We start from the raw sequence: 25,944 nt of genomic DNA, 5'->3' as shown, positions 1-25,944 counted from the left end.
TCAGGCGGCGAGCGGCAAGGGCAGGTCGTCCTGCAGGCCCCGCAGCGCCTGCTCGCAGGCCTGCTGACCCTGGCGCCAGACGGCCAGCTTCCAGTCCTCGGCCGCGGGGTAGAAGGCCTCTTTCAGCGCGAGGCGGATGGCCGCGGCCTGCGGCGTATCGCCGCCGCGCGCCTGCAGCCAGTGTTCGGCGCGCAGCGCGTTCATCACGCGTTCCATCGGGTGCGTGCCGAACTCCAGGCAGATGCCCAGGTGGCGGGCGAAAGGGCATTCCTCGTGCAGCGCCGTCTGGATCGGGCCGGTCAGCGGGATGCTCGCGGAGCTGCCCGCCGTCACCGAGGTGAGGGCGCCCCACCAGCGGCTGGCGCGCTCCAGCACCGCCGGGTCGGGGTCGAAGCTGGCGAAGATGCGCTCGCCGTGGCCGGACGGCCCGAGGCCGGTGTGGATGTCGACGGAGGCGATCTGCTCGACGCCCGCCGTGTGTTCGCGCAGCACCGCGCGGAAGGTGCTGTTGCTCCACGCCGGGCCGAGGCCGCCGTAGTGCAGGCCGTCGGCATGCGAATGCTGGCCCAGGGCCATGGCGCGCTGCAGCCCGCGCGCGCCATGCTTGTCGCGGTAGGTGGCCAGCACGGCCTCGTCCTCGGCGCGCGGCGGCCAAGTGGCAGGCAGCAGCGCTTCGTGGATCTCGCCATAGCCCGCGTTCACCGGCAGCGGCGCGCTGAAATCGACGAAGTTGCGGTTCAGGTCCACGTTTTCCTGCGTCGCGCGGCGCAGGTGCGAGAAGCCATAAGGGTTGACCGCATGCACGTACAGCACCGCGGTGTCGGAACGCTGCGGGCGCAGGCCGGCGCGCAGCACGCCGGTCTGGATGGCGGAGCCGCAGAAGCCTTCCACGCCATGCACCCCGCTGATCACGACAAGCAAGCGCCTGGCGTCGATGTCGCCGTCGCGGGCGACGTCCATGGCCAGTGTCTCGCCCTCGGCGCCGGGCAGCGGCAGCACGTGGCTGCGCAGCGCAAGTCCGCGGTCGCGCGCGGCCTGCACGAACTTCTCGCGGGCGCGGGCGTAGCTGGGACTGAAGGTGTCGAGGATCTGTTGCGGGTTCATGGCGGTCTCAGTGGCGCAGGCGCTGGTCGCGGCGCGCGCGGCAGGCGTCGCCGAAGGCCGCGAAGATGGCGCGGCAGAATGGGCTGTCGTCGATGCGCATCTCGGGATGCCACTGCACGGCCAGGGTGAACTGCGGGGCGTCGGCGACCGAGAAGGCTTCCACCAGGCCGTCCGGCGCGGCGGCTTCGACACGCAGGCCGTCGCCCAGGCGCTGCACGCCCTGGTGGTGCAGCGAATTGACCATGGCCTGGTCGCTGCCCACCAGCGGGGCCAGCCGGCCGCCGGGGAGCACATTGATCGCGTGGCTGTCGTCGTACCAGCGCTGGATCGGCCGGTCGTGGTCGCCTTCACGATGGTCCAGGGCGCCCGGGCGCTGGTGCACGGCGGCATCGAGCGTGCCGCCGAAGGCGACGTTCAGTTCCTGGAAGCCGCGGCAGATGGCCAGCACCGGCACGCCCGCGGCCACAAGTTCCGGCAGCAGCGGCAGGATGGCCGCATCGCGGTCGGGATCGAGCTGCATGGGCGCGTGCGGCTCGGGCGCGCCATACCGCGCCGGGTGCACGTTGGACGGGCTGCCGGTGAGCAGCACGCCGTCGACGGTCTGCGCCAAGGTCGCGGCGTCCAGCGCTTCGCCGTCGGCGGGCAGCAGCAGGGGCAGGGCGCCGCTGGCCGCGCGGACGGCGCGCACGTAGCCGTCGAAGGCGGCGTGGGCGCCGTGGCCGTGGCGGGCTATGCGGTCGGCTGCGATCGCCACGACGGCGCGCGGCGCCGCGGCGTGGGGGCGGGGCATGCGGGGTCTCCTGGGGGTTCGAGCCTGGAGTCTAGGAAGCGCATGCCCTTGCGTAAATTGCAATATAGTCAAGCGTAGGTTGCAAGGCCTGCAAGCAATGAACACCCGGCAACTGCGCCACTTCCTCGCCGTGATGGACCTGGGCTCGCTCAGCGCAGCGGCCGAACAGGTGCACCTGAGCCTGCCCGCGCTGTCGCGAAGCCTGCGTGCCCTGGAAGACGTGCTGCGCGTGCCGCTGTTCGACCGCGAGGGCCGCGGCCTGGTGCCCACGACCTATGCGCACGCCTACGCGCAGCGTGCCCGCCGCATGGTGTTCGACGAGAAGGAGGCCGCGCGCGAACTGGCGCTGATGCGCGCCGGCGAATTGGGGCCGCTGGCCTTCGGCATGGGCGCCTCGCTGGCGCACAGCCTGCTCGCGCCCATGGTGATGCAGCTCGTGACCGGCGCGCCCGGGTTGCGGGTGCGCACGATGGTGCAGAGCTCGGACGTGCTGTTCGCGGCGCTGATGCGCGAGGAGATCGATTTCTTCGTCGGTGACGTGCGCATGGGCGCGCACGACCCGGATGTGGCGGTCGAGCCCTTGCACGAATGCGGGTTCGCGTGGACCGCGCGGGCAGGGCATCCGCTGGCGGGGAAGCGGGCTTTGCAGGTCGCGGACCTGGCGCGTTTTCCCTGGGTACTCTCAGGCTACGCGGACGAAGCCGTGCTGCGCCGGCTGGCACAGCTCTATGGCCTGACGCAGCCGCTGGAGAACCACTTCGCCGTGGACACGACCGACCCGGCGACGGTGCGGGCGATGATGGTGGACATCGACGCGTTGGTGCCGGGAACGGATATTTCCACAGTGATCGAGGTGGCGGCGGGGCAGACGGTGCTGCTCGATGTGGATCCGCCGCTGGAACTGGAGTTGACCTTGGGGATCTTGCGGCGCGCGGGGCGGACAGTGGTGCCGGCGGCGGATCGGGCCTTCGCGATCGTGCGGCGGTTTTTTGCCGACGCGCAGGCGCAGATCGCATCTCGTTAGAGATACGCCTCCGCCGCCTCCTCCTCGAAGCGCTCCGGCTCCCCCTCCCACGCGATGCGCCCATGTTCGACCACGTACAGCCGGTCGGCATGGGGCAGCGCGAAGGTGATGTTCTGCTCCCCGAGCAGCACCGTCAGCCCGGTGGTGCTGCGCAGGCGATGCAGCGCCTTCGACAGCGTCTCCAGGATCACCGGCGCCAGCCCCAGGGTCGGCTCGTCGAGGATCAGCAGGCGCGGCTTCATCATCAGCGCCCGCGCGATCGCCAGCATCTGCTGCTCGCCGCCGCTGAGCGTGCGCGCGACCTGGGCCGAGCGGTCGCGCAGGATCGGGAACAGGTCGAACAGCCAGGCCATGCGCTCGGCCAGATCCGTTGGTGAAAGCAGGTTGCCACCGAGTTCCAGGTTCTCGCGCACCGTCATGTCGCCGAACAGCTCGCGCGTCTCGGGGCACTGCACGATGCCCGCGCGCGCGATCGCTGCCGGTGTCATGCCCGCCAGCGAATGGCCATTCCAGCGGATCGATCCCGCATGGCGCACGAGGCCGGAGATGGCGTTGAACAGCGTCGTCTTGCCGGCGCCGTTGAGGCCCACCAGCGCGACGAACTCGCCTTCGCGCACCTGCAGCGACACGCCCTGCACAGCCAGCGCCTTGCCGTAGCGGACTTCGACGCCGTCCACCTCCAGCAGCGGCGGGCCGTCCTGCGCCACGCGCGCCGGCTCGTGCTGCGCGCGCGTGAGCGCGCCGCCCAGGTAGACGCGGCGCACCGTCTCGTCGCGCATCACTTCGGCCGCCGTGCCTTCGGCGATCTTCTCGCCCAGGTACATGGCCACCGCGCGGTCGACCAGCGCGGCCACGCTCTTGACGTTGTGGTCCACCAGCAGCACCGCACGGCCTTCGCTGCGGAATTCGGAAATCAGCTCGGAAAAGGCGCCCACCTCGGAACTCGTGAGGCCCGCGAAGGGCTCGTCGACCAGCACCAGCTTCGGGTGCTGCGCCAGCGCCTTGGCCAGCTCCATGCGCCGCAGGTCGGCGAAGGCCAGGGTCGGCGGCTTGCGATCGAGCACCGCGCCCAGGCCGACGCGCTGGGCGATCGCGCGCGCCTTGGCGTCGATCTCCTCGCTGTGCAGGATCATGCTCAGGCGGTCCGGGATCAGGGCCACCTTGATGTTCTCCAGCACGGTCTGCCGGTTCAGCGGCCGCGAGTGCTGGAACACCAGCCCCACGCCCAGGCGCGCGATCTTGTGCGCGGGCAGGCCGGCGACCTCGCGTCCCTCGAAGCGCACCGAGCCGGAAGTGGGCGGGTCCACGCCCATCACGCAGCGCATCGCGGTGGACTTGCCGGAGCCGTTCGGCCCGATCAGGCCCAGCACCTCGCCGCCGCGGATGGCAAAGCCCAGGCCCTTGACGGCGACGAGGCCGCCGAAGCGCTTGGTGAGGTCCTGGACTTCGAGCAGCGGCGCGTCAGTCACGGCGCGCCTTTCCCTGCAGCAGCCCGAGGAAGCCGTCGGGGAAGAACAGCACCACCAGCAGCGCCATCAGCGACACCAGCAGCGTGGCCAGTTCGCCCAGCGGCCGCAGCGTTTCGCCCATCGCGATCAGGAAGACGGCGCCGATCGCCGCGCCGATGACGGTGCGCCGTCCGCCCAGCACCGCCGCGACGATGATCTGCACGCCGACCGAGATGTCGATGAAGGTGCCGACGCTGGCCGTGCCCATGTAGAACACCATCAGCGCACCGGACAGGCCGGAGAAGAAGGCGCTGACGATGAAGGCGAACAGCTTGTGCTTGGTGACGTTGAAGCCGAGCGCGCCGGCCTGCACCGGGTCCTGGCCGCTGGCCTGCAGCACCAGGCCGATCGGCGAACGCGACAGGCCGTAGAGGATGGCGCCGCTGGCCGCCATGAAGCCGAAGGCGATCCAATAGTTGGTGGTGGCGCTCACCGACATCACGTCGGGCACCGACAGCCCGATCTCGCCACCGGTGAGGCCGGCGAACACCACCACCATGTTCTGCAGCATCAGCACTGCCACCAGGGTGGTCAGGCCGAAGTAAGGCCCGCGCACACGCAGGGCCGGCAGCGCGAGCACCACGCCGCCGATCACCGCGGCAAGGGCTCCGGCGGCCACACACAGCCACAGCGACACGGCGGGCGCGAACTTCGCGTCGAGGATGCCGGCCGTGTACGCGCCGAGCCCGATCAGGAAGGTGGGGCCGAAATTCACTTCGCCGGCAAAGCCGAACAGCAGGTCCCAGGCCATCGCGAACACCGCGGTGTAGAAAGCCACCGTCAGCAAGCCCAGCACGTAGTCGGAGCCGGCCAGCGGCACGCAGGCGGCCAGCGCCAGGAAGACGAGGCCGGCCAGCGCCGGGCGGGACGGGCGCGCCATCAGCGCCTGCCGAACAGGCCCTGCGGGCGCAGGTACATGACGGCCACCAGCAGCAACAGCGCCGGGATGGTGCGGTAGGCCGGCGAGACGAGGTAGGCGGTAGCGGTCTCGAGGTAGCCGACCACATACGCCGCGATCAACGATCCCGACACGCTGCCCAATCCGCCCAGCACCACGATGGAGAACGCGCTGGCGGTGAGCGGCCCGACGCTGTACGAGCTGACGCCCAGGAACATGCCGAGCAGGATGCCGGCGACGCTGGCGAGCAAGCCGTAGATCAGCCACACGGCCAGATGAATACGCGACAACTCGATGCCCAGCAAGGTCACGCCGCGCGGGTTCATCGACGCGGCCAGCACCGCCTTGCCATGCCGCGTCTTGTTCACCAGCACCCACAGAGCGCCGATGGCGAGCCAGCAGATCCCCGCGGTGAAGTACTCGTTGGCGGGCGTGCGCACGCCGGCCACCGTCACCACGCCTTCGACGATGGGGAGCACCGTCTTCGCGTTGTTGGTGAAGAAGTAGGCGATGGTCTCGGAGATGATGATGCCCCACAGCAAGGTGGCCGTGAGGATGAAGATCTCCTTCTCCGCCTCTGCGACGCGCGGCGAGCGCTGGATCGGCCGCACGGCGACGAAGTAGGTGGCCAGGGTCAGCACCATGCCGAAGGCGATGCCCCCGATGGCCGCCGCGTAAGGCCCGGCCTGCAGCAGGCCGGCCAGCGCCCAGGCCGCCACCGCGGCGGCGACCATGATGGCGCCGTGCGAGAGATTGAGCACGCCGGACACGCCGAAGATTAGCGTGAAGCCGGTCGCGCCCAACGCATAGAGCGAGCTGATGGCGAAGCCGTCGATCAGGATCTGCCAGAAGTTCATCGGCGGCGGCGCCCGGGCCTGGTGCTCAGCTCGCCGGCAGCTTGACGAAGGCCGGGAACTTCATCTTCCCGACCGCCAGGTTCTTCGGCCAGACGTTGACCTGCTTGCCGTCCTGCCACTGCAGCATCAGCCCGGTGATGTAGCCGGCGCCGGTGCGCAGCCCGTGCACGTTGGGGTCGCCCCTGGGCTTGAACGCCACGCGGCCGATGGTGCCCGTGTAGTCGGTCTTCTCCATCGCCTCCACCAGCTTGTCGCTGTTGGTCGACCCGGCGCGGTGCACGGCGTCGGCAATGATGTAGACCTCGTCGTAGGCGGTGTAGCCCGCGTACGAGGGGTTGTTGCCGTACTTCTTGACGTAGGCATCGACGAAGGGCAGGGTCTTCGCCGTCACCGCCACGCCGGGCCCGGAGACGGCCTGGTACAGCACGCCTTCGGTGGCGCCGTTGGTGTCCTTCCAGAAGGTGGAGTTGGTCGCCTGCGAAGAGATGCCGAACATCGCGATCGGCACCTGCTGGCTCTTCCACTGCACCGTGGGCTGCGTGCCCACGTGCGAGATGCCGGTGATCATCACGTCCGGCTTCTGCCCTTCGATCTTGTTGAAGATCGGCGTGAAGTCCGTGGTGTCGGGCGAGAAGCGGATGTGGTCCAGCACCTTGATGCCGGCCTTGGGCAGGCACTGCTCGTAGCCGGCGTCCAGCGGCGTCGTCCAGGCGGCGTCCTCGCTGACGATGATGCCGGTCTTCACCTTCTGGCCCGTCACCAGCAGGTCCTTGGCGGCGTCGCACACCAGGCCGGCGAGCGCGCTGGAGGTGAGGTAGCCGTGGAAGGTGTACTTGTTGTGCTCGTAGTCCTTGGCGATGTTCTGCGTGATCACGTCGGAGGCGGCGCCGGGCGTGATCATCACGGTCTTCAGGCGGGCCGCCCAGGGTTCCAGCGCCAGCACCACCTCGGAGATGTAGCTCGCGATGACCGCGTTGACCTTGTCCTCGTTGACGGCGCGCTGGAAGGCGCGCACCGATTCGGCGGCGGACGAGTGGTTGTCGTAGACGACGATCTCGACCTTGCGGCCGTCGATGCCGCCCTTGGCGTTGATCTCATCGGCCGCCAGCTGCGCGGCCGGCGCGATGGACGAGCCGGCGACGGCCTGCGCTTCGGCAATGACCCCGATCTTGATCGGGTCGGCCGCGAGTGCAAAAGCAGGCAGGAGGGCCGCGAGGCAGGCGCTCGCGAGGACGGACGGCCTGAGCCGCAAGCTGTGGCGCATGTTCTTCTCCAGGGAAGACGCCGCGGTTGCGCGCGGCCGCAAGACACGCATTGGGACAAAGATTCTTGCGGCAGGCGTGCGCCAGGAGCTCGCTGGCAAGCCCCAATAGCCAAGCGGGGCGCGGGCTGCTACCCGCGCGCGCTCAAAACTCGACCGTCACCGGCGCATGGTCGCTCGGCTGCTTCCACTTGCGCGGCGTGCGATCGACGGCGCAGGCCTTCACCAGCGGCTTCAGCGCCTCACTGACCAGGATGTGGTCGATGCGCAGGCCGCGGTTCTTCTGGTAGCCCAGCATGCGGTAGTCCCACCAGCTGAAGCTCTTCTCCGGCTGCTCGAACATGCGGAAGCTGTCGACCAGGCCCAGCGACAGCAGTTCGCGGAAGTGCGTGCGTTCCTCGGTGGTGTGGTGGATGGTCTCGCGCAGGCCTTCGGGGTCGAAGGAGTCGCGGTCCTCCGGTGCGACGTTGAAGTCACCCAGCAGCACCAGCCGCTCGTGCTGCGCCATCTCCGCGCGCACGTGCTCGCGCAGGCCGTCCAGCCACTTCATCTTGTACGCGAACTTCTCCGAGCCCGGTTCCTGCCCGTTGACGAAGTAGCCGTTGACGACGCGCATCGCGCCTGCCGGCGCGTCCACCGTCACCGACAGCAGGCGCGAGTGCTCGTCCTCGAAGCCGGTGATGTTCCGGACCACGTCCTTCAGCGGGTGGCGGCTCATCACCGCCACGCCGTTGTACGTCTTCTGCCCGAACACGGCGCAGTGCTCATAGCCCGCCGCGCGCAGCACGTCCAGCGGGAACTTGTCGTCGGTGAGCTTCAGCTCCTGCAGGCACAGCACGTCCACCGGGTTGGCGGCGGTCCAGTCCAGCACGTGCTGCAGGCGCGCCGTCAGCGAGTTGACGTTCCAGGTGGTGATCTTCATACGTGCAGCATCGCGGCAATGCCGATGATCACGCCGACGCCGCCGACGCCGAACATGCCCCATTCGAGCCACTTCTTCTTCGTCAGCAGCGCGATGGCGGCCAGCGCGATGGCCACCTGCAGCGCGGTGGTCGCCTGCGCCCAGCGATGGTGCTGGTGCATCTGCTCATCGCTCTTGTGGTCCCACTCGGTGGCCTCGGCTTCCAGCTTGTCGGCGGCGAGCTTGATCTCGGCCTTCTCCAGCTTGTAGCGCTCGATTTCCTTCTGGTAGGCCGGCTTCTTGTCGTCGGCGACCAGCACCGCGGCCAGTTCCGACAGGTTCTGCTTGCTGCTCTTGGCCTGGTAGAAATTCCACTGGTTCGACGCCTCGGTCTTCTTGATCGCGGCGTTGTTCTTGTACAGGCCGGCATTGGCCTGCGTGGCGCCACCGGCGTACGCGAAGATCGCGCCCACCGTGGCGATCAAGGCGGTGAACATGGCCACCTGGTTGGTGAGGCTGCCGCCGCCGATGCCGTGGTGGCCTTCGGCCGCGTGCTGCGCCGCGTGTTCCAGTTCGTGGTCGTGTGGACCGTGGACGTGGAAGGAATCGCCGGACATTTCACTCCTCCAAGAGCGTGTTTTGATAGTTGACGAAGCTGAAGGCGAGGCCGGTCTTCGACAAGTGCTGCTCGCGCGCCGTCTCGCGCCAGTGCGGCCCCAGCTGTGGCGCGTGGGTGTCGCCTTCGAAGTCCGCGTCGATCTCGGTCACCGCCGCCAGGTCGGCCAGTGGCAGTGCCAGCTTGTAGATTTCGGCGCCGCCCGTGATCCAGGCGCGCGGCACGTCGCCGCACAGTGCGATCGCCCGCTCCAGCGACTCGGCGCGTTCAGCGCCTTCCGCGTGCCAGTCCGCCTGCCGCGTGATGACGACATTGCGCCGCCCCGGCAGCGGCCGGAAGCGCACCGGCAGCGAATCCCAGGTCTTGCGGCCCATGATCACCGGCGCGCCCAATGTGGTCCGCTTGAAGTGCGCCAGGTCCTCCGGCAGGTGCCAGGGCATGACGCCGCCCTGGCCGATCACGCCGTTGCGCGACCGCACGTAGATGATGCCCAGCTTCATTCGGGTCAGACCGCCACCGGCGCCTTGATCGCGCCGTGGCACTGGTAGTCCAGCACCTCGAAGTCCTCGTACTCGTAGTCGAAGATCGAGGCGGGCTTGCGCTTGATGTTCAGGGTGGGGTAGGGATAGGGCTGGCGCGACAACTGCAGTTCCACCTGCTCGTGGTGGTTGCTGTAGATGTGGCAGTCGCCGCCGGTCCAGATGAAGTCGCCCACGCCCAGGTCGCACTGCTGCGCGATCATGTGCGTCAGCAGCGCATAGCTGGCGATGTTGAAAGGCACGCCCAGGAAGATGTCGGCGCTGCGCTGGTACAGCTGGCAGGACAGCTTGCCGTCGGCAACGTAGAACTGGAAGAAGGCATGGCAGGGCGCCAGTGCCATCTTCGGGATGTCGGCCACGTTCCAGGCGCTCACGATAATGCGGCGCGAATCCGGGTTGGTCTTGATCTGCTTGACCGCCTCGGCGATCTGGTCGATCTGGCCGCCGTCGGGCGTGGGCCAGCTGCGCCACTGCACCCCGTACACCGGGCCGAGGTCGCCGTCTTCACGGGCCCATTCGTCCCAGATGGTGACGCCGCGTTCCTTCAGCCAGTTGTTGTTGCTGGAGCCCTGCAGGAACCACAGCAGTTCCTGGATGATGGAGCGCAGGTGGACCTTCTTGGTCGTCACCAGCGGGAAGCCCTCGTTCAGGTCGAAGCGCATCTGGTAGCCGAAGACGCTGCGCGTGCCGGTGCCGGTGCGGTCGGTCTTGGGCGTGCCATGTTCGTAGACATGGCGCATGAAGTCTTCGTACTGCGAGCGGACGGGGCGGGTCGTCATGGGAAAGGATTATCGTAGGGCGCGCAGCTCCGCTGCGCACCTGGGGCCTTTGGCGGTGCTGCAAATGTCGCTGGTGCGCAGCAAAGCTGCGCACTTACACGGAGACCACCCGCCCGGGGTTCAGGATGTTCTGCGGATCCAGGGCCTTCTTGAGCGATTTCATCAGCGAAAGCGCCACCGGCGACTTGTAGTCCGGCAACTTGTCCACCTTCAGCGCCCCGACGCCGTGCTCCGCCGAGATCGAGCCGTCGAACTTCTTGACCTGGTCGTACACCAGCACGTTCACCCGCTCCTCCAGCTCGCGCAGGAAGGCCTGCGGGTCGCCGCCCACGGGCGCCTGCACGTTGTAGTGCAGGTTGCCGTCGCCCAGGTGGCCGAAGTTGACCAGCCGCACGCCGGGGATGCTGCTCGCCAGCAGCGCGTCGGTCTCGGCGCAGAAGGCCGGGATGCGCGACACCGGCACCGAGATGTCGTGCTTGATGTTCAGGCCTTCCTGGGCCTGGGCCAGCGGGATGCTTTCGCGGATGTGCCACAGGCCGCGGGCCTGCGCGATGTTCTCGGCCACCACGGCGTCGGTGGCGCAGCCGTCTTCCAGCGCCGCTTCCAGCAGCCGCTCGAAGGCCGCGCGGGCGTGCGGCTCGGATTCCTGGTCGGAGTTCTCCAGCAGCACGCAGTAAGGCGTGTCCTGGTACAGCGGCACGCGCAGCTGCGGCATGTGCCTGTCCACCAGCGACAGGGCGAACTGGCCCATCACCTCGAAGCCGGTCAGCCCGGCGCCCAGGTGCTTGTGGGCCAGGCCCAGCAAGGTGACCGCCGCTTCCATGGATGGCACCGCGGCCCAGGCCGTCAGGCTGGCCACCGGCAGCGGGTACAGCTTCATCGTCGCCGCCGTGATGATGCCCAGCGTGCCTTCGCTGCCGATGAACAGGTCGCGCAGGTCGTAGCCGGTGTTGTCCTTGCGCAGGCCGGTGAGGCCGTTCCACACCTCGCCTTGCGCCGTCACCACTTCCAGGCCCAGGCACAGCTCACGAGTGTTGCCGTAGCGCAGCACCTGCGTGCCGCCGGCGTTGGTGCCCAGGTTGCCGCCGATCGTGCAGCTGCCTTCGGCGGCCAGGCTCAGCGGAAAGAGGTAGCCGGCGTCTTCCGCCGCCTGCTGCAGGTTCTGCAGCACGCAGCCGGCTTCCACCGTCATCGTCAGGTTGCCGCCGTCGACTGCGCGGACGCGGTTCATGCGGGTGAGGCTCAGCACCACTTCGCGGCCGCTTTCGTCCGGCACGCCGCCCACCACCAGGCCGGTGTTGCCGCCCTGCGGCACGATGGGTGTGCCGGCTTCGGCGCACAGCTTCACGGCGGCGGCCACTTCCCCGGTGTTGCCGGGGCGCAGCACGGCCAGCGCCTTGCCGCGGGTGCGCTTGCGCCAGTCCTGCTCGTAGGCGGTGAGGTCGCCCTCGGTCAGCACGTTGGCGGCGCCCAGGGCGGCGCGCAGCTTGGCGATCAGGTCATTCATGGCTTGGCATTCCGCAGGCGCACGCGCACGTGCACGGCGCAGGCGGTAAACAGGGTGAGGGTGAAGAGGACTTGCAGGACCGCCGGCGCGCCTTCGTGGATGCGCACCACGGCTTCCATGAAGTAGGGCCACACCAGCAGGCTGGTCCAGCGATACGTGTACATGCGGCGCTTCAGCAGCCCGGCGACGGGGATGCACAGGGGCAGCACCTTCAGCACCCACAGGCTGGGGCGCGCGGGCAGCCACAGCTCCCAGGCGAGGCCGGTGGCGATCAGCCCCAGCAGGCTGGCCACCGCGATCCAGCGTGTGGTTTCGACGACGGGCGGCACGGGAGCGGGGGACATGGCGGGCGGCGACTGCATGGGCGAATGGCATCATAGCGGCCGATGAATGCCCGCCAACTGCTCGCCGACCTGGCCCGCTTTCCCTGGCTGTCGACCGCGCAGACCTTGCGGGAGCGTTTCCGCGAGGACCGCCTGGGCCTGTCGGCCAGCAGCCTGACCTTCACCACCACCATCGCGCTGGTCCCCTTCTTCACCGTGGCGCTGGCGGTGTTCACCGCCTTTCCCATGTTCGGCAAGCTGCAGACCAACCTGCAGGGCTGGCTGGTGCAAAGCCTGGTGCCCGACACGATCGCCCGCCAGGTGCTGGGCTACCTCACGCAGTTCGCGGGCAAGGCCAGCCGCCTGGGCTCGGTCGGCTTCGCGGCGCTGGTGGTGAGCGCGCTGGCGCTGGTGCTCACCATCGACCGCACGCTCAATGGCATCTGGCGCGTGCGCCGGCCGCGCGGGCTGGCGCAGCGGGTGTTGATCTACTGGGCGGCCATCACGCTGGGGCCGCTGCTGCTGGCGCTGAGCCTCAGCACCACCTCGTGGATGCTGACCGCCTCGCGCGGCTTCGTGGGCGGCTTGCCGGGCGGGCTGAGCCTGGTGATCGACACCTTCGAATTCCTGCTGCTGGTGCTGGCGCTGACCGCCCTGTACCGCTACGTGCCCAACACGCCGGTGCGGCGCTCGCACGCGCTGGCCGGCGGCTTTTTCGCGGCGCTGGGCATCGAAGTCGCCAAGCGCCTGCTGGCCTGGTACATCCACCAGGTGCCCACCTATTCGATGGTGTACGGCGCCTTCGCCACGGTGCCGATCTTGCTGGTGTGGATCTACATTGCCTGGGTCACCGTGTTGCTGGGGGCGGTCGTTGCGGCCTACCTGCCCAGCCTTCTGGCGGGCGCCAAGCGGCGCGCCGGCGCCCATGGCTGGCAGTTCCAGCTGGCGCTGGAGGTGCTGCAGCACCTGAATGGCGTGCGCAGCACCGCCCGCCGCGGCCTGAGCGCCACCGAGCTGGCGGCGGCGATGGAAGTGGACATCCTGCAGCTCGAGCCGGTGCTGCAAGCCCTGGTGCAACTGGATTGGATCGGCCGCCTCAACGAACTGGACGACCACGAAGGCACGCGCTACATGCTGCTGGCCGACACCCAGTCCACCGCGCTGGAGCCACTGATGCGCCAGCTGCTGCTGCCTTCCGCCGACAGCACCGCGCGGCTGTGGCAAAGCGGCCGGCTGTCGTCCATCTACCTCGCCGACGTGCTGTAGTCGTCGCATGCGCCCGCCGCCGTCCACCGCCGAAATCCTGGAAGAGGCGGCGCTGCGCGACCCGCTCCGGCCGGCCTTCCAGGAAGAGGGCGCGCTGCTGGAGGTCGGCCAGTTCTATGGGATGGTGGCGCAATGCGCGTTGTGGCTGCAGCGCCTGGGCGTGCGGCGCGGCGAGCGCGTTGCGATTGCCGGCCCGGGCTACGGCGTGCAGCTGGTGCTGCTGCTCGCGGCCGAAGGCCTGGGCGCGGTCATCGCCTCCTTCAATGCCGAAGCCGATCCGGACGCTTCCTTCCTGTTCTCGCAGGTGCAGTGGGTGTTCGCGGCGCGGCCGCAGCAGGTGCCCGCGGGCGTGCGCTTCCAGTTGCTGGACGAGGCGCTGGCCCGCGCCTGGGCGCAGCCACTTGGCCAGGAGCGGCCGGCCTGGAACGCGCAGGCGCTGGGCGAGCCGCAGCGCATCTCCCGCACTTCGGGTTCCACCGGCACGAGCAAGTTCATGCTGCTGTCGCGGGCCGCGCAGGAGCACTGGATTGAAACCGGGCGCGAGAAGCGGACCTTCGGGCCCGGCACGCGCTCGCTGATGCTGGCGCCGCTGGTGATGAATGCGGCCCTCACGCGCTGCAGCGTCTGCCTGCGCCGAGGCGGCATGGTGCTGGCGCCTGCCCACGGCGGGGTGCTGCCGCAACTGCTGCCCACGCATGCCTGGGGGCTGCCCATGCACCTGGAGCGGCTGCTGGCCGAAGCGCCCGCCGGCTGGGTGTCGCCGCACCCGGTGCAGGTGTCGGTGCTGGGGGGCGCCATGGCGCCGGCGTTGCGCGAACAGGTGCTCCGCGTGTTCCATGGCTGGACCCGCAACCGCTACGGCAGCAACGAAGCCGGCGCCATCTGCGAGGAGCTCGATGCCACCGGCACCGGGCTGCTCGCGCCGGGCGTGGACGTGCGCATCCTCGGTCCCGACGGCGGTGAACTGCCGCCCGGCGAGGCGGGCCGCATCGCCGTGCGCACGCCGGCGCTGGTGGACGGCTACCTGGAGCGGCCGGAAGAAACCGCGCAGTGCTTTCAGGACGGCTGGTTCCTGAGCGGCGACGCCGGCCTGCTGGTCGGCCCACGCCAGCTCCGGCTGCTGGGTCGCCAGGACGACCTGCTGGACCTGGCCGGCATCAAGGTGCCCGCGTCGCAGCTGGAAGCAGCCTTGCGCGCGCAGCCCACCATCGCCGACTGCGCCGTGCAGGCCCTGCATTCCGGCGCCGGCGCCGTCACGCTGGGCCTGGCGCTGGTGCTCGCGCCGGACGCGCGCCAGGAGGACGTTGGCCCGCAGGTCCACGAGGCCTTGCGCGCGCAGCCGAATACCCGTGCGCAGCTGCTCGTGCTGCCCGCCCTGCCGCGCCTGCAGAACGGCAAGGTCGACCGCATGGCGCTGCTGCGCCGATTCCACCAAGCTCCTTGACGTCCATGCGCCCTCCAGCCACCACGCTCGAATTCGTCGAATCGCTGGCCCTGCGCGAGCCCGGGCGGCTCGCCATCCACGAGGAGGGCAGCGCCATCAGCTACGGCCAGCTGTATGCGATGGCGCTGCATGGGGCGCTGGAGCTGCAGCGGCTGGGACTGCAGCCCGGCGAGCGCGTTGCCGTCGCCGGGCCCGGCTACGCGCGCCAGTTGCTGGTGCTGCTGGCGGCCGAGGCACTTGGAGCGGTCACGGCGTCCTTCCAGGCACAGGGCGATGCCGATGCGCCTTTCCTCTTCTCGCAAGTGCAGTGGGTGCTGGCCGCGGCGCCGCAGGAGGTGCCCGCCGGCGTGCGCTTCCGTGCCATCGACGACGCCTTCATCGCGCGCATCGCGCAGCCGCTGCCGCCAGCGTCGGTGTCACCCGTGTGGGCGCCGCGCGCCTTGCACGAACCGCAGCGGATCGCGCGCACTTCGGGTTCCACCGGCGCGTCCAAGTTCATGCTGCTGCGGCGGGTCGCGCAGGAGGAGTTGATCCGCATCGGCACCGACACCGGCGCCTTCGGGCCGCAGTTGCGCCTGCTGGTGCTGGGGCCGCTGGTCATCAACGTCGGCTTCACGCGGGCCTGCGCCGTCCTGCGCTGCGGCGGCGCGCTGCTGGTGGGCAATGGGCGCGACGTCGCGCAGCTCGCGCCGAACTACGTGTGGGGCCTGCCGATGCAGGTGGAGCGCCTGCTGGATGAACTGCCGGCCGGCTGGCGCGCCGCGCAGCCGGTGCCCGTGGCCACTTTCGGTGGCACGGTGTCGGAGCAATTGCGCGGGCGCATCCAGGCGGTGTTCGGCGGGCGCATCAACAATCGCTATGGCAGCAACGAGACCTCGTCCATCGTCGACGACATGGATGCGGAGGCGACCGGCGTGCTGGCGCCCGGCGCGGACGTGCGCATCCTCGATCCGCAGGGCCACGAGGCGGCGCCCGGCCAGAGCGGCATCGTGGCCGTGCGCACGGCGGCGCTGGCCGACGGCTACCTGGGCCGCCCCGAGGAGACGGCGGCGGCTTTTCGCGATGGCTGGTTCATTACCGGCGACGTCGGCGTGCTGGTCGGCCGGCGCCGCTTGCGGCTGCTGGGGCGGCACGACGAACTGGTGAACGTGGGCGGGCTGAAGGTGCCGGCCTTCCGGCTGGAAGCCGATTTGCGGCGGCAGCCGGGCATCGCCGATTGCGCGGTGCTGGCGGTGCAGGTGCCGGGCGGCGCGGCATTGGGCATCGCCTTGGTGACGGCGCCGGGTGTCTCGCAGGAGGATGCGCGCTCGCAGGTGCAGGCAGCGCTGGACCTGCCGCATCCGGCGCAAGCGCGGGTGGTTTTCGTCGACGCCGTGCCGCGGATGGTGACGGGAAAGGTGGACCGGATGGGGTTGTTGCGATTGTTGACGGCCGCCTGATTACCGGACGGCAAACGGCGCCTTCAGGAACCCCCGAAACCGCGCCCGCCCGCCGCGCGTCGGCATCGCCGTCAGACGGTAACCCGGGAAGCGCGCCAGGAACCTGCCGATCGCCACCCGCCCTTCCAGTCGCGCCAGGCTCAACCCCGCGCACTGGTGGATACCGAACCCGAAGGCCAGGTGCCGGTTGTCCTCGCGCGCGAGGTCCAGCACCTCGGGCTGCGCGAACTGCGCCGGATCGCGGTTCGCCGCGCCAATGCCCAGCGTCACCAGCGCACCTTCGGGCAAGGCCACGCCTCCCGCTTCGCAGGCGCGTAAGGCGCGGCGGTTCCCGAGCTGGTTCGACGATTCGAAGCGCAGGAACTCCTCCACGGCCAGCGTCATCGGCCGCTCACCGAGGTCGTGCAGCAGCATCGCTTTTTGCTGCGGCCATTCCTGCAAGGCCACCAGCGCGTTGGCGATCAGGTTGGTGGTGGTCTCGTGGCCGGCGTTGAGGATGAAGATGCAGTTCTGCAGCAGCTCGATTTCCGAAAGCTGTTCGCCCGCTTCCTCGCCCTGGACCAGCCGCGTCAGCACGTCGTGCCCCGGGTCGCCCGGCTGCTTCCGGCGCTCGGCCACCAGCAGCCGCAGGTAGTCGACGAACTCGCGCACGGCGCGGTTGCCAAGCTCTTCCTGCAGCGGCGTCAGCTTGGGCTCCAGCGCGCCCAGGATCGCGAGCGACCAGCCGCGCAGCGGCCCGCGGTCCGCGCGCGGCACGCCCAGCAGGTTGCCGACGATCTCCACCGGGATGGCCGCGGCGAAGTCGTCCACCAGGTCGCCGCCGCCACGCGCTGCTATCGCGTCCAGCAGGCGATCGACCAGCACGACGAGCCCGGCTTCCATCTCCGCGATCGCGCGGCGGGTGAGGGCGCCCATGATCAGCCTGCGCACCCGCGTGTGCAGCGGCGGGTCGTTGAACACGAGGCTGGTCGTGTGGTGCTCGAGCAGCGGCGCGCCCGGGCCGTATTTCGGCGTGAACTCCACCTTCTTGTCGGAGCTGAAGGTGTGCGCGTCGCGGTACACCGCGACCACGTCGGCGTGGCGCGAGAGGAACCACGAGCCGTCGGGCATAGTCCGCACCGGCGCGGACTCGCGCAGCGCGGCGTACACCGGGTAGGGATTGGCGTGGAAATCCGGCGGCAGCGCCCGCAGGTCGAAGCTCGCGGCGATCTCGCGCGCGCGCTCCGCCGCCATGGGCGCCGTGACCTTCATGGGCCCAGGAAGTCCTTCAGCGCGAACAGGGTCGCGTCAGGCGCTTCGGTCATCAGCTGGTGGCCGGCTTCGACGACGACCGTCTTCGCATGGCGCGCCTTGGCCTGCAGCGCCTGCGCGGCCTTGGGCGGCGTCATGGCGTCGTTGCGCCCCAGCAGGAACAGCACCGGGCACTGCACCCTGGCCATCGCCTCCTCGCCGCCGGCATAGCTGTCGCAGGCGGCGAAGCCGCGATGGAACACGTTCACCTCCTTGTTGCTCGCCAGCACCCGGCGCATCAGCGCGCGCGAGCCGCCATAGAGCCAGGTGCCGGGGCCCAGCGCCGAGGGCGGCGGCGCCAGCATGGACAGCGAGAAGACGTTGACCATGGCGATCGCCTTTTCCGGCTGGCTCAGCGAGCTCTCCAGCAAGGCGGGCGACACCTTCATCGGGAAGGCCGTCCCGACCAAGGCCAGTTTCGAGATGCGCTCCGGCGCGCGGGCCGCGGCTTCCAGCGCGATCAGCGAGCCGAAGCTGTGGCCCACCAGCGCCGCCTGCTGCACGCCGGCGGCGTCCAGCAGCTTCAGGATGAAGTCGGCGCCTTCCTCGACGGATCGTGGCGGCTCGCCGGCACTGCGGCAATGCCCCGGCAGGTCCGGCGCCAGCACGTTGAAGCCGTGGTGGGCGAAGTAGCGCGTCTGCAGGATCCAGACGCTGTGGTCGTTGAGCACGCCGTGGATGAACACCACGGTGGGCTTGGCCGGATCGAATTCCTTGCCGCCGGTGTAGCAGAAGGTGCGGGCGCCGTTGACTTGGAGTTCCATCTCAGCCTCCGCACGGCCGCCCGAAGGAGGCTGAAGCCCCCTCGGGGGGCAGCGCAGTACACGTAGTGACAAGCGTGGGGGTCATACCGCTTTCTCCGCGGCACGCAGGGCGCGCTTCAGGTCATCGAGCAGGTCGTCCGGGTCTTCCAGCCCGATCGACAGGCGGATGGTGCCGGGGCCGATGCCGCCGGCGCGCAGCGCCTCGTCGCTCATGCGGAAGTGCGTGGTGCTGGCCGGATGGATCACCAGCGAGCGGCAGTCGCCCACGTTGGCCAGGTGGCTGAACAGCTTCAGGCTCTCGATGAACTTGCGGCCCTGCTCGCGCGAGCCCTTGATGTCGAAGCTGAACACCGAGCCGGCGCCCTTGGGCAGCAGCTTCTGCGCCAGCGCGTGGCTGGGGTGCGATTCCAGCATCGGGTGGCCGACGCGCTCGACGAAGGCGTGCGAAGCCAGGAACTCCACCACCATGCGCGTGTTGGCCATGTGCCGGTCCATCCGCAGCGGCAGCGTCTCTATGCCTTGCAGGATCAGCCAGGCCGTGTGCGGGCTCATGCTGGCGCCGAAGTCGCGCAGGCCCTCGCGGCGTGCGCGCAGCAGGAAGGCGCCGACGGTGGATTCGTCGCTGAACACCATGCCGTGGAAGCCGTCGTAGGGCGCGCTGAGTTCGGCGAACTTGCCGGAGGCGTCCCAGTCGAAGCTGCCGCCGTCCACCACCACGCCGCCGATCACCGTGCCGTGGCCGGACAGGAACTTGGTGGCCGAGTGGTAGACGAGGTCCGCGCCCAGGTCGAAGGGCTTCTGCAGGTAAGGGGTGGTAAACGTCGAATCCACGAGCAGCGGCAGCCCCGCCTCGTGCGCGATGGCGGACACGGTGGGAATGTCCAGCACGTCCAGGCCGGGGTTGCCGACCGTCTCGCCGAAGAGGAGCCGGGTGTTCGGCCGGATCGCCGCGCGCCAGCCGTCGATGTCGCCCGGCTTGACGAAGGTGGTTTCGATGCCGAAGCGCCGCATCGTGTAATGCAGCAGGTTCTGCGAGCCGCCGTACAGCGCCGTGCTGGCGACGATGTGCGAGCCCGCGCCCATGAGCGTGGCGATCGACAGGTGCAGCGCGGCCTGGCCGCTGGCGGTGGTGATGGCGCCGATGCCGCCTTCCAGCGCCGCCACCCGCTGCTCCAGCACGGCATTGGTGGGGTTGCTGATGCGCGAATAGACGTGGCCCGAGCGTTCCAGGTTGAACAGCGCGGCGGCGTGGTCGCTGGACTCGAAGACGAAGGAGGTACTCAGGTGGATCGGCACCGCCCGCGCGCCCGTCGCCGGGTCGGGCGCGGCGCCGGCGTGCAGTGCCAGCGTGTCGAATCCAGGGTCCTGGTAGCCTGCCATGGCTTGTGTCTCCTCGGTGGTACAGGGCCGGATTGTGGGCTATATTCTTCACGAAGGCCGCTACAGGGAGCGGCCGCAAGGAGACATGAATGAAGGTCAGCGACATCCTCCGCGTGAAGGGAAACACCCTCTACACCGTCGGGCCCGATGAGCCGCTGGCGCGCGCCATCGACGTGATGGCCGATCGGGACATCGGTTCGCTGGTGGTCATGGAACACGGCGACCTGGTGGGCATGCTCACCTTCCGCGAAGTGATCCAGTGCATCACGAAGAACAAGCACGTAGTGGGCAGCATCGGCGTGCGCACCGCGATGGACGACCACCCGCTCACCTGCACGCTGGAAACCGAGCTCGATGAAGTGCGCCGCATGATGCTGGAGCGCCACGCGCGCTACATGCCGGTGATGGACAAGCGCATGCTGATGGGGGTCATCAGCTTCTACGACGTCGCCAAGGCGGTCGTGGACAGCCAGAACTTCGAGAACCGGATGCTCAAGGCCTACATCCGCGACTGGCCGTCATCGGAAGACGAACAGCCTTCCGCCCAGCTGTAGGGTGCGCAGCTCGCTGCGCACCGCGCGAGGGTGATCACGAGGTGCGCAGCAAGCTGCGCACCCTACGCCTCCGCCCCGTGGATCAGCTCCCGCACCCGCGGGTAGATCTGCTCGCGCCATTTCCGGCCGCTGAACACCCCGTAGTGGCCCACGCCGGTCTGGACGTGGTGCAGCTTCATGTAGGGCCGCAGCCCCGTGCATAGCTCGTGGGCGGCGACCGTCTGGCCGACGGCGCAGATGTCGTCACGCTCGCCTTCCACCGTCAGCAGCCAGGTGCGGCGGATCGCCTCCGTGCGAACCGGCCGGCCGCGGTGCGTGAGTGCGCCGCGGGCCAGGTCGAAGGTCTGGAACACTTTTTCCACCGTCTCCAGGTAGAACTCCGCCGGCAGGTCGTTGACCGCCAGGTATTCGTCGTAGAAGGCGCGGATCAGCTCCGCCTGCGCCAGCTCGCCGTCCACCAGGTGCTGGTACAGGTTGCGGAACTGCTGCAGGTGGCGCTCCAGGTTCATGCTCATGAAGGCGGACAGCTGCACGAAACCGGGGTAGACGCGCCGCATGTGGCCGGCGTGAGGCAGGGGCACGTGGCTGATCAGGTTCTGCTCGAACCAGCCGATCGGCTTGCTGGTGGCCAGCGTGTTCACGCCGGTAGGGTTGATCCGGCAGTCCACCGGGCCAGCCATCAGCGTGACGCTGCGCGGCTGCGCCGGGTCCTCGTCTTCGGCCAGCAGCGCGGTGGCGGCCAGCGCCGCGACGCAGGGCTGGCAGACGGCCACCACATGCGCTCCCGGGCCGATCGCGCGCAGGTAACGCATCATGTAATCGACGTAGTCGTCCAGCCCGAAGCTGCCGTGGCGCAGCGATACGTCGCGGGCGTTGTGCCAGTCGGTGATGTAGACGTCGTGGTGCGCCAGCAGGGTGCGGGCCGTCTCGCGCAGCAAGGTGGAAAAATGGCCCGAGAGCGGCGCCACCAGCAGCACCCGCGGCTGCGCCGCCGCGCCCGGCTTGGCGAAACGCAGCAGGGTGCCGAAGGGCAGCGACAGCACCTTCTCCTCGGTGACGGGCTGCGGCCCGCCATCCGTCTCGACCTGGGTGACGCCATAGGCCGGGCGGCTGTGCGTCAGGCGCAGGCGCGAGAACACTTCCAGCGCCGCGGCGACCTTGCGCATCGCGCTGCCTTCGGTCTGCCGCCACCAGAGCAGGGCGCTGTGGTGCTGGGCCGCCAGCCGCAGCGGCGACAGCGCGTTGCTGTGGGCCTGGTAGGCGTGGTAAAGCATCGTCATGGGGCTGCCTCCGCCCAGGCTGAGGCAAGTTGCGGGCCAGCCGTGCACCGCCATGGCACAAGGCTTGCTCGGACTGCTCGCACCGGGGACGGAGGCAGCCCCGACTTGGAGCGCGCAGCATGGCGAAAGCCGTCCTCACGATCAGCAGCAAGAACTACGGCGCCTGGGCCCTGCGGGGCTGGCTCATGGCCAAGCTGGCCGGCCTGGAATTCACCGAGAAGGTGATCCCGCCGGACGACCCGGCCATGAAGGCCGAAATCCTGCTGCTGGCGCCCTCCATGCGCGTGCCGGCCCTCCTGCACGACGGCATCGAGGTCTGGGACACCCTGGCCATCGGCGAATACCTGCACGAACGCAAGCCCAGGGCCGGCCTGCTGCCGGCAGACGTCAAGGCCCGCGCCCACTGCCGCGCGATCTGCGGTGAGATGCATTCCGGCTTCAGCTCGCTGCGCAGCGCCTTGCCGATGAACATCAAGGCCCGCTTTCCCGGCTTCAAGGTGTGGTCGCGGGCGCAGGCCGACATCGACCGCATCCTGGCGATCTGGGCCGACTGCTTCGAGCGCTATGGGGGCCCCTTCCTGTTCGGCAAGCAGCCCTGCCTGGCCGATGCGATGTACGCACCGGTGGTGACGCGGCTCCTCAGCTACGACGTGGCCATCGACAAGGCCAGCGCCGCCTACTGCAAGCGCATCATGGAGCTGCCGGCCATGAAGGAATGGGTGGCGGCGGCGAAGCAGGAGCCCGACGAGATCGATGAGCTCGATGCGGAGTTTTGAAGGCGGACTTCCGGACGCGAAGGTCGCGAAGGTTACGCAAAAGTCGCAAAAGGACATCCAATTAAATTGGATTTTTTTTGCGAGCTTTTGCGTTCTTTTGCGACCTTCGCGTCCGGAAGTCCGCTTTCAAGGCCAGGGTGTGGGGTCCGGGATCTCGCACACCGGCTCGACGTCCACCGTCTTGAAGTCCGCTGGCGAGACGATTTCCAGGTACTCCATGTCCGGCGAGTAGTCGAACAGGTAGTGGCGGATACCGGGGCGCTGGTGCACGCAGTCGCCGGCCTTCACCAGCGTCTCCTGGTCCTCGTACATGAAGCGCGCCCAGCCCTGCAACATGATCACGATCTGGAATTCCGCCTCGTGGCGGTGCCAGCCCGTGCCCTTTTCGGGTGCCATGTTTGCCTTGACGAGGTGCGCGATGACCTTGCCGCGCGTCGCATCGGCCACGCCGAGGTCGCGGTACAGGAAGAAGTCGCGCAGGCCGCCGGACTGGTAGTCCGTGTCGCCGGGCTTGACGTGGGAGAACTCGGTCGTCGTGCGATCCAGCATGGTGCTCTCCGTTGGCGCCGATGGGCGCCCTGCGCGGGAAGTAGCAGGAAGCGTTCCCGGCCCTCTGGGATAATCCGGCCCATGAGCGGGAATACTTTCGGCCGGCTGTTCGCCGTCACCAACTTCGGCGAATCGCACGGGCCGGCCATCGGCTGCGTCATCGACGGCTGCCCTCCGGGCCTGGAACTGTCGGTGGAAGACATCCAGCCGGACCTGGACCGGCGCCGTCCCGGCACCAGCCGCTACGTGACGCAGCGGCAGGAAGAGGACAAGGTGGAGATCCTGTCCGGCGTGTACGAAGGCCGCACTTCCGGCACGCCCATCTGCCTGCTGATTCGCAACACCGACCAGCGCAGCAAGGACTACAGCGCGATCGCCCGCACCTTCCGCCCGGGCCACGCCGACTACACCTACCTGCAGAAGTACGGCCTGCGCGACCCGCGCGGCGGCGGCCGCGCCTCGGCCCGCCTGACCGCGCCGATGGTGGCGGCGGGCGCGGTGGCCAAGAAGTGGCTGCAGCAGAAGTACGGGACTACCTTCCGCGGCTGCATGCAGCAGATCGGCGAGGTCGCGATTCCTTTCGAGAGCTGGGACCACGTTCCCAACAATCCCTTCTTCGCGCCCGTTGCCGACGTGAGCGAACTCGAGGCCTACATGGACGGCCTGCGCAAGAGCGGCGACTCCATCGGCGCGCGCATCCGCGTCACCGCCAGCGGCATGCCGGTCGGCCTGGGCCAGCCGCTGTTCGACAAGCTCGATGCCCAGATCGCCTACGCGATGATGGGCATCAACGCCGTCAAGGGCGTGGAGATCGGCGCCGGCTTCGGCAGCGTCGCGCAGCGCGGCTCGGTGCACGGCGATTCGCTGACCCCGCAAGGTTTCGCCAGCAACAACGCCGGCGGCGTGCTGGGCGGCATCAGCACCGGCCAGGACCTCGAAGTGTCCATCGCCATCAAGCCGACCAGCTCCATCCTGACGCCGCGCGACACCATCGACATCGAAGGCCAGCCGACCACGGTGGTCACCAAGGGCCGCCACGATCCCTGCGTCGGCATCCGCGCCACGCCCATTGCCGAGGCCATGCTGGCGCTGGTGGTCATGGACATGGCCATGGAGCACCGGGCCCAGTGCGGGGACGTGCTGCTGCCGCTGACGCCGATCGAGGCCTCGCGCCCTTAAAGCCGGCCTACACGCCCATCGGAAAAGCGGTCAAGCAGGAAGGGCCGGTTTTCCGCAGAATGGCGCCATGCGCCTGCTCAAGTACCTCTGGGCCGGCCCCTACACCGTGCTCGGCGCGGCCCTGGGGCTGCTGGTGCTTGCCTGCGGCGGTTCCTGCCGGGTGGAACAGGGCGTGCTGGAGTTCTGCGGCGGGCTCATAGGCCGCGGCTTCGCGCGCCTGCCGCAGCCGCTGGCCTTTTCCGCGATGACCCTGGGCCACGTCATCCTGGCCGTGGACCGGCCGGCGCTGAGCCAGCTGCGCCGGCACGAGCACGTGCACGTGCGGCAGTACGAGCGCTGGGGCCCGCTGTTCGTGCCGGCCTACCTGCTGTCCAGCCTGGTGCAACTGCTGCGAGGCCGCGACCCCTACCGCGAGAACCATTTCGAGCGCCAGGCCTTCGCCCTGGCCAAGCGGCCGCGTCCCCGGTGAGGGCGGGGTTTACCGCGCTTCGACCCCCAGCGGCCGCGTTTGGGTTCATCATGGGGCTGTACCGAAGGAGTCAAAGACATGGATAACAGCTCCGTAACCTCATCCGACACGCGCCGCATCGACTTGACGAAGCAGGTGGACCAGCAGTTCTGGTGCCGCCTGTTCGACGTCAGCCTCGACGAGCTGCGCATGGCCGTCAAGCACGCCGGCCATCGCATGGAGGATGTGCAGCGCTACATCCGCAGCCAGCGCGACGGCCAGAAGTAGGCGCATTCCGACGCTGCGCGACGCGCTTTTCGCCGGCGGCGCCCGCCGGCCCGGGACCACGATGGCGGTTTGCCAGAAGGAGGCCCCGACGATGGACCACAAACCGAGCGCCAGGAACACGCCCCGCAACGGGACCGAGCCGACGGTCGCGAAACAGCGCGAGCTGCAGCGCGAGCAGGACCGCAAGGAGCCGTCCGGCAAGGGCGGTTCCGAGTCCAAGGACCAGGGCGCGGTGCAGACCAGCGCACGCCAGCAGCCCGAGCAGGTGCCGGCGCAGCACCTGGTCAAGCCCGGCCAGGAAAAGGACATGGAGCTCAAGCCCCATTTCCTCGCGCCCGACTACCGGGGCAGCGGCAAGCTGAAGGGCATGGTGGCGCTGATCACCGGCGGTGATTCCGGCATAGGCCGGGCCGTGGCCGTGCTGTTCGCGCGCGAAGGCGCCGACGTCGCCATCGTCTACCTGAGCTCGCACGAGGACGCGCAGGAGACGAAGCAGTCGGTGGAGAAGGAAGGCCGCCAGTGCCTGCTGATCCCCGGCGACGTGAAGGACTCGGCGTTCTGCAAGCAGTCGGTGGAGAAGGTGGTGGAGGAGTTCGACCGGCTCGACATCCTCGTCAACAACGCCGCCTTCCAGCTGCATGCGCACTCGCTCGAGGACATCACCGACGAGCGCATGGAAGAGACCTTCAACACCAACATCATGGGCTACATGCGCATGGCGCGCGCCGCGTTGCCGCACCTGAAGCAAGGCTCCTGCATCATCAACACCGGCTCGGTGACGGGCCTCAAAGGCAGCCAGAAGCTTCTGGACTACTCGGCGACCAAGGGCGCCATCCACGCCTTCACCATGTCGCTGGCCTCCAGCCTGCTGGAGAAGGGCATCCGCGTGAACGCGGTGGCGCCCGGCCCGGTGTGGACGCCGCTGAACCCGGCCGACAGCAGCGCGGAGGAAGTGCAGGAGTTCGGCAAGCAGACCGACTTCAAGCGCCCCGCGCAGCCGGAAGAACTGTCGCCGGCCTATGTGTTCCTGGCCTCGCCCGCGTGCTCCAGCTACATCACGGGGATCGTGCTGCCGGTGACGGGGTCGGTGGGCTGACGCCCCTCATCGTCATCCCCGCGAAGGGGGGGATCCAGGCCAGCGGCCGCTTGGAGCGCCCCGGGTTCCCGCCTCCGCGGGAAT

The 25,944-nt window shown here is 69.1% G+C and carries 27 protein-coding genes; 10 read left to right on the top strand and 17 right to left on the bottom strand.

What is annotated here, in order from left to right; translation table 11 throughout:
- Together HHL11_RS22455 and HHL11_RS22450 are read right to left on the bottom strand one after the other, a co-directional pair.
- Nucleotides 1-1,104, bottom strand: a complete 1,104-nt coding sequence (locus HHL11_RS22455) for a M14 family metallopeptidase (protein ID WP_169420784.1) — start codon at nucleotides 1,102-1,104, stop codon at nucleotides 1-3.
- Between the two features lie 7 nt (nucleotides 1,105-1,111).
- Nucleotides 1,112-1,894 (bottom strand): gamma-glutamyl-gamma-aminobutyrate hydrolase family protein, encoded by a 783-nt coding sequence (locus HHL11_RS22450; RefSeq protein WP_169420783.1) that lies wholly within the window; start codon nucleotides 1,892-1,894, stop codon nucleotides 1,112-1,114.
- Between the two features lie 97 nt (nucleotides 1,895-1,991).
- Between HHL11_RS22450 and HHL11_RS22445 the strand changes: the two genes are divergently transcribed.
- Entirely contained in the window at nucleotides 1,992-2,918 is a 927-nt protein-coding gene (locus HHL11_RS22445) for a LysR family transcriptional regulator (protein ID WP_169420782.1), read from the top strand.
- Here the strand turns inward: HHL11_RS22445 and HHL11_RS22440 are convergent.
- The 10 genes from HHL11_RS22440 to HHL11_RS22395 all read right to left on the bottom strand — a co-directional run bounded on the left by HHL11_RS22440 (nucleotide 2,915) and on the right by HHL11_RS22395 (nucleotide 12,146).
- Nucleotides 2,915-4,387: an ATP-binding cassette domain-containing protein gene (locus tag HHL11_RS22440; protein ID WP_169420781.1), complete on the bottom strand. Its 1,473-nt coding sequence runs from the start codon at nucleotides 4,385-4,387 to the stop codon at nucleotides 2,915-2,917. The genes HHL11_RS22445 and HHL11_RS22440 overlap by 4 nt on opposite strands.
- Entirely contained in the window at nucleotides 4,380-5,306 is a 927-nt protein-coding gene (locus tag HHL11_RS22435) for a branched-chain amino acid ABC transporter permease (RefSeq protein WP_169420780.1), read from the bottom strand. Before HHL11_RS22435 ends, HHL11_RS22440 begins: the two co-directional genes overlap by 8 nt.
- Nucleotides 5,306-6,181, bottom strand: a complete 876-nt coding sequence (locus HHL11_RS22430) for a branched-chain amino acid ABC transporter permease (protein ID WP_169420779.1) — start codon at nucleotides 6,179-6,181, stop codon at nucleotides 5,306-5,308. Before HHL11_RS22430 ends, HHL11_RS22435 begins: the two co-directional genes overlap by 1 nt.
- Nucleotides 6,182-6,206: 25 nt before the next feature.
- Complete coding sequence (locus HHL11_RS22425) at nucleotides 6,207-7,445, bottom strand: ABC transporter substrate-binding protein (RefSeq protein WP_169420778.1); 1,239 nt, start codon at nucleotides 7,443-7,445, stop codon at nucleotides 6,207-6,209.
- Nucleotides 7,446-7,587: 142 nt separating this feature from the next.
- Nucleotides 7,588-8,364 (bottom strand): exodeoxyribonuclease III, encoded by a 777-nt coding sequence (xth, locus tag HHL11_RS22420; protein WP_169420777.1) that lies wholly within the window; start codon nucleotides 8,362-8,364, stop codon nucleotides 7,588-7,590.
- Nucleotides 8,361-8,960 carry a DUF4337 domain-containing protein gene (locus tag HHL11_RS22415; RefSeq protein ID WP_169420776.1) on the bottom strand — a complete coding sequence of 200 codons (600 nt, stop codon included), beginning with the start codon at nucleotides 8,958-8,960 and terminating at the stop codon, nucleotides 8,361-8,363. The genes xth and HHL11_RS22415 overlap by 4 nt, the downstream gene beginning before the upstream one ends.
- 1 nt (nucleotide 8,961) lies before the next feature.
- Nucleotides 8,962-9,459 (bottom strand): dihydrofolate reductase, encoded by a 498-nt coding sequence (locus HHL11_RS22410; protein ID WP_169420775.1) that lies wholly within the window; start codon nucleotides 9,457-9,459, stop codon nucleotides 8,962-8,964.
- A 5-nt stretch (nucleotides 9,460-9,464) separates the two neighbouring features.
- The gene (locus HHL11_RS22405) at nucleotides 9,465-10,277 is read right to left on the bottom strand and encodes a thymidylate synthase (protein ID WP_169420774.1); all 813 of its coding nucleotides are present in this window, start codon (nucleotides 10,275-10,277) and stop codon (nucleotides 9,465-9,467) included.
- 94 nt (nucleotides 10,278-10,371) lie between these two features.
- Entirely contained in the window at nucleotides 10,372-11,784 is a 1,413-nt protein-coding gene (locus HHL11_RS22400; RefSeq protein WP_169420773.1) for an FAD-binding oxidoreductase, read from the bottom strand.
- Nucleotides 11,781-12,146, bottom strand: coding sequence for a DUF2069 domain-containing protein (locus HHL11_RS22395; protein WP_169420772.1), 366 nt, complete (start codon nucleotides 12,144-12,146; stop codon nucleotides 11,781-11,783). Before HHL11_RS22395 ends, HHL11_RS22400 begins: the two co-directional genes overlap by 4 nt.
- Before the next feature lie 24 nt (nucleotides 12,147-12,170).
- Between HHL11_RS22395 and HHL11_RS22390 the strand changes: the two genes are divergently transcribed.
- Genes HHL11_RS22390 through HHL11_RS22380 form a run of 3 tightly spaced genes read left to right on the top strand, consistent with a single transcriptional unit; the run spans nucleotide 12,171 to nucleotide 16,256 of the window.
- The gene (locus HHL11_RS22390) at nucleotides 12,171-13,373 is read left to right on the top strand and encodes a YihY family inner membrane protein (RefSeq protein WP_169420771.1); all 1,203 of its coding nucleotides are present in this window, start codon (nucleotides 12,171-12,173) and stop codon (nucleotides 13,371-13,373) included.
- A 7-nt stretch (nucleotides 13,374-13,380) separates the two neighbouring features.
- A complete protein-coding gene (locus tag HHL11_RS22385; protein ID WP_169420770.1) occupies nucleotides 13,381-14,817 on the top strand; it encodes a class I adenylate-forming enzyme family protein in 1,437 nt (478 codons plus the stop codon).
- A gap of 5 nt (nucleotides 14,818-14,822) precedes the next feature.
- Complete coding sequence (locus tag HHL11_RS22380; RefSeq protein ID WP_169420769.1) at nucleotides 14,823-16,256, top strand: class I adenylate-forming enzyme family protein; 1,434 nt, start codon at nucleotides 14,823-14,825, stop codon at nucleotides 16,254-16,256.
- Here HHL11_RS22380 and HHL11_RS22375 read toward each other — a convergent pair whose 3' ends face one another.
- From HHL11_RS22375 to HHL11_RS22365, 3 genes are all read right to left on the bottom strand, one after another.
- Nucleotides 16,257-17,507 carry a cytochrome P450 gene (locus HHL11_RS22375; RefSeq protein WP_205964519.1) on the bottom strand — a complete coding sequence of 417 codons (1,251 nt, stop codon included), beginning with the start codon at nucleotides 17,505-17,507 and terminating at the stop codon, nucleotides 16,257-16,259.
- Entirely contained in the window at nucleotides 17,504-18,310 is an 807-nt protein-coding gene (locus HHL11_RS22370) for an alpha/beta fold hydrolase (RefSeq protein WP_169420768.1), read from the bottom strand. The genes HHL11_RS22375 and HHL11_RS22370 overlap by 4 nt, the downstream gene beginning before the upstream one ends.
- Before the next feature lie 81 nt (nucleotides 18,311-18,391).
- A complete protein-coding gene (locus tag HHL11_RS22365) occupies nucleotides 18,392-19,690 on the bottom strand; it encodes an O-acetylhomoserine aminocarboxypropyltransferase (protein WP_169420767.1) in 1,299 nt (432 codons plus the stop codon).
- A gap of 89 nt (nucleotides 19,691-19,779) precedes the next feature.
- On the opposite strand from HHL11_RS22365, the gene HHL11_RS22360 reads away from it, so the two are divergent.
- Nucleotides 19,780-20,244: a CBS domain-containing protein gene (locus HHL11_RS22360; RefSeq protein WP_169420766.1), complete on the top strand. Its 465-nt coding sequence runs from the start codon at nucleotides 19,780-19,782 to the stop codon at nucleotides 20,242-20,244.
- Nucleotides 20,245-20,306: 62 nt separating this feature from the next.
- Here the strand turns inward: HHL11_RS22360 and HHL11_RS22355 are convergent, their stop codons facing one another.
- The gene (locus HHL11_RS22355) at nucleotides 20,307-21,518 is read right to left on the bottom strand and encodes a polyhydroxyalkanoate depolymerase (RefSeq protein ID WP_169421222.1); all 1,212 of its coding nucleotides are present in this window, start codon (nucleotides 21,516-21,518) and stop codon (nucleotides 20,307-20,309) included.
- A gap of 125 nt (nucleotides 21,519-21,643) precedes the next feature.
- On the opposite strand from HHL11_RS22355, the gene HHL11_RS22350 reads away from it, so the two are divergent.
- Nucleotides 21,644-22,300 carry a glutathione S-transferase family protein gene (locus HHL11_RS22350; RefSeq protein ID WP_169420765.1) on the top strand — a complete coding sequence of 219 codons (657 nt, stop codon included), beginning with the start codon at nucleotides 21,644-21,646 and terminating at the stop codon, nucleotides 22,298-22,300.
- 126 nt (nucleotides 22,301-22,426) lie between these two features.
- Here HHL11_RS22350 and HHL11_RS22345 read toward each other — a convergent pair whose 3' ends face one another.
- Nucleotides 22,427-22,849 (bottom strand): cupin domain-containing protein, encoded by a 423-nt coding sequence (locus HHL11_RS22345; protein WP_169420764.1) that lies wholly within the window; start codon nucleotides 22,847-22,849, stop codon nucleotides 22,427-22,429.
- A gap of 81 nt (nucleotides 22,850-22,930) precedes the next feature.
- Here HHL11_RS22345 and aroC point away from each other — a divergent pair, with 81 nt between their 5' ends.
- The 4 genes from aroC to HHL11_RS22325 all read left to right on the top strand — a co-directional run bounded on the left by aroC (nucleotide 22,931) and on the right by HHL11_RS22325 (nucleotide 25,860).
- Entirely contained in the window at nucleotides 22,931-24,028 is a 1,098-nt protein-coding gene (gene aroC / locus HHL11_RS22340; RefSeq protein WP_169420763.1) for a chorismate synthase, read from the top strand.
- 67 nt (nucleotides 24,029-24,095) lie between these two features.
- Entirely contained in the window at nucleotides 24,096-24,497 is a 402-nt protein-coding gene (locus HHL11_RS22335) for a hypothetical protein (protein WP_169420762.1), read from the top strand.
- 78 nt (nucleotides 24,498-24,575) lie between these two features.
- Nucleotides 24,576-24,764 (top strand): DUF3606 domain-containing protein, encoded by a 189-nt coding sequence (locus tag HHL11_RS22330; protein WP_169420761.1) that lies wholly within the window; start codon nucleotides 24,576-24,578, stop codon nucleotides 24,762-24,764.
- Between the two features lie 91 nt (nucleotides 24,765-24,855).
- Entirely contained in the window at nucleotides 24,856-25,860 is a 1,005-nt protein-coding gene (locus tag HHL11_RS22325) for an SDR family oxidoreductase (RefSeq protein ID WP_169420760.1), read from the top strand.
- Nucleotides 25,861-25,944: the final 84 nt, after the last annotated feature.

Origin of the sequence: Ramlibacter agri, from assembly GCF_012927085.1 — a bacterium.
Classification (GTDB): Bacteria; Pseudomonadota; Gammaproteobacteria; order Burkholderiales; family Burkholderiaceae_C; genus Ramlibacter; species Ramlibacter agri.
The sequence above is the reverse complement of the archived record's forward strand: the minus strand, read 5'-3'. Positions and strand labels throughout refer to the sequence as shown.

Coding starts and splice junctions, on each gene's coding strand:
- HHL11_RS22330 (WP_169420761.1), top strand. CDS start 24,576: ATGGATAACAGCTCCGTAACCTCATCCGACACGCGCCGCATCGACTTG.
- HHL11_RS22430 (WP_169420779.1), bottom strand. CDS start 6,181: ATGAACTTCTGGCAGATCCTGATCGACGGCTTCGCCATCAGCTCGCTC.
- HHL11_RS22450 (WP_169420783.1), bottom strand. CDS start 1,894: ATGCCCCGCCCCCACGCCGCGGCGCCGCGCGCCGTCGTGGCGATCGCA.
- HHL11_RS22380 (WP_169420769.1), top strand. CDS start 14,823: ATGCGCCCTCCAGCCACCACGCTCGAATTCGTCGAATCGCTGGCCCTG.
- xth (WP_169420777.1), bottom strand. CDS start 8,364: ATGAAGATCACCACCTGGAACGTCAACTCGCTGACGGCGCGCCTGCAG.
- HHL11_RS22435 (WP_169420780.1), bottom strand. CDS start 5,306: ATGGCGCGCCCGTCCCGCCCGGCGCTGGCCGGCCTCGTCTTCCTGGCG.
- HHL11_RS22360 (WP_169420766.1), top strand. CDS start 19,780: ATGAAGGTCAGCGACATCCTCCGCGTGAAGGGAAACACCCTCTACACC.
- HHL11_RS22445 (WP_169420782.1), top strand. CDS start 1,992: ATGAACACCCGGCAACTGCGCCACTTCCTCGCCGTGATGGACCTGGGC.
- HHL11_RS22425 (WP_169420778.1), bottom strand. CDS start 7,445: ATGCGCCACAGCTTGCGGCTCAGGCCGTCCGTCCTCGCGAGCGCCTGC.
- HHL11_RS22400 (WP_169420773.1), bottom strand. CDS start 11,784: ATGAATGACCTGATCGCCAAGCTGCGCGCCGCCCTGGGCGCCGCCAAC.
- HHL11_RS22325 (WP_169420760.1), top strand. CDS start 24,856: ATGGACCACAAACCGAGCGCCAGGAACACGCCCCGCAACGGGACCGAG.
- HHL11_RS22405 (WP_169420774.1), bottom strand. CDS start 10,277: ATGACGACCCGCCCCGTCCGCTCGCAGTACGAAGACTTCATGCGCCAT.
- HHL11_RS22410 (WP_169420775.1), bottom strand. CDS start 9,459: ATGAAGCTGGGCATCATCTACGTGCGGTCGCGCAACGGCGTGATCGGC.
- HHL11_RS22345 (WP_169420764.1), bottom strand. CDS start 22,849: ATGCTGGATCGCACGACGACCGAGTTCTCCCACGTCAAGCCCGGCGAC.
- HHL11_RS22455 (WP_169420784.1), bottom strand. CDS start 1,104: ATGAACCCGCAACAGATCCTCGACACCTTCAGTCCCAGCTACGCCCGC.
- HHL11_RS22355 (WP_169421222.1), bottom strand. CDS start 21,518: ATGCTTTACCACGCCTACCAGGCCCACAGCAACGCGCTGTCGCCGCTG.
- HHL11_RS22390 (WP_169420771.1), top strand. CDS start 12,171: ATGAATGCCCGCCAACTGCTCGCCGACCTGGCCCGCTTTCCCTGGCTG.
- HHL11_RS22375 (WP_205964519.1), bottom strand. CDS start 17,507: ATGAAGGTCACGGCGCCCATGGCGGCGGAGCGCGCGCGCGAGATCGCC.
- HHL11_RS22335 (WP_169420762.1), top strand. CDS start 24,096: ATGCGCCTGCTCAAGTACCTCTGGGCCGGCCCCTACACCGTGCTCGGC.
- HHL11_RS22395 (WP_169420772.1), bottom strand. CDS start 12,146: ATGCAGTCGCCGCCCGCCATGTCCCCCGCTCCCGTGCCGCCCGTCGTC.
- aroC (WP_169420763.1), top strand. CDS start 22,931: ATGAGCGGGAATACTTTCGGCCGGCTGTTCGCCGTCACCAACTTCGGC.
- HHL11_RS22350 (WP_169420765.1), top strand. CDS start 21,644: ATGGCGAAAGCCGTCCTCACGATCAGCAGCAAGAACTACGGCGCCTGG.
- HHL11_RS22370 (WP_169420768.1), bottom strand. CDS start 18,310: ATGGAACTCCAAGTCAACGGCGCCCGCACCTTCTGCTACACCGGCGGC.
- HHL11_RS22385 (WP_169420770.1), top strand. CDS start 13,381: ATGCGCCCGCCGCCGTCCACCGCCGAAATCCTGGAAGAGGCGGCGCTG.
- HHL11_RS22415 (WP_169420776.1), bottom strand. CDS start 8,960: ATGTCCGGCGATTCCTTCCACGTCCACGGTCCACACGACCACGAACTG.
- HHL11_RS22365 (WP_169420767.1), bottom strand. CDS start 19,690: ATGGCAGGCTACCAGGACCCTGGATTCGACACGCTGGCACTGCACGCC.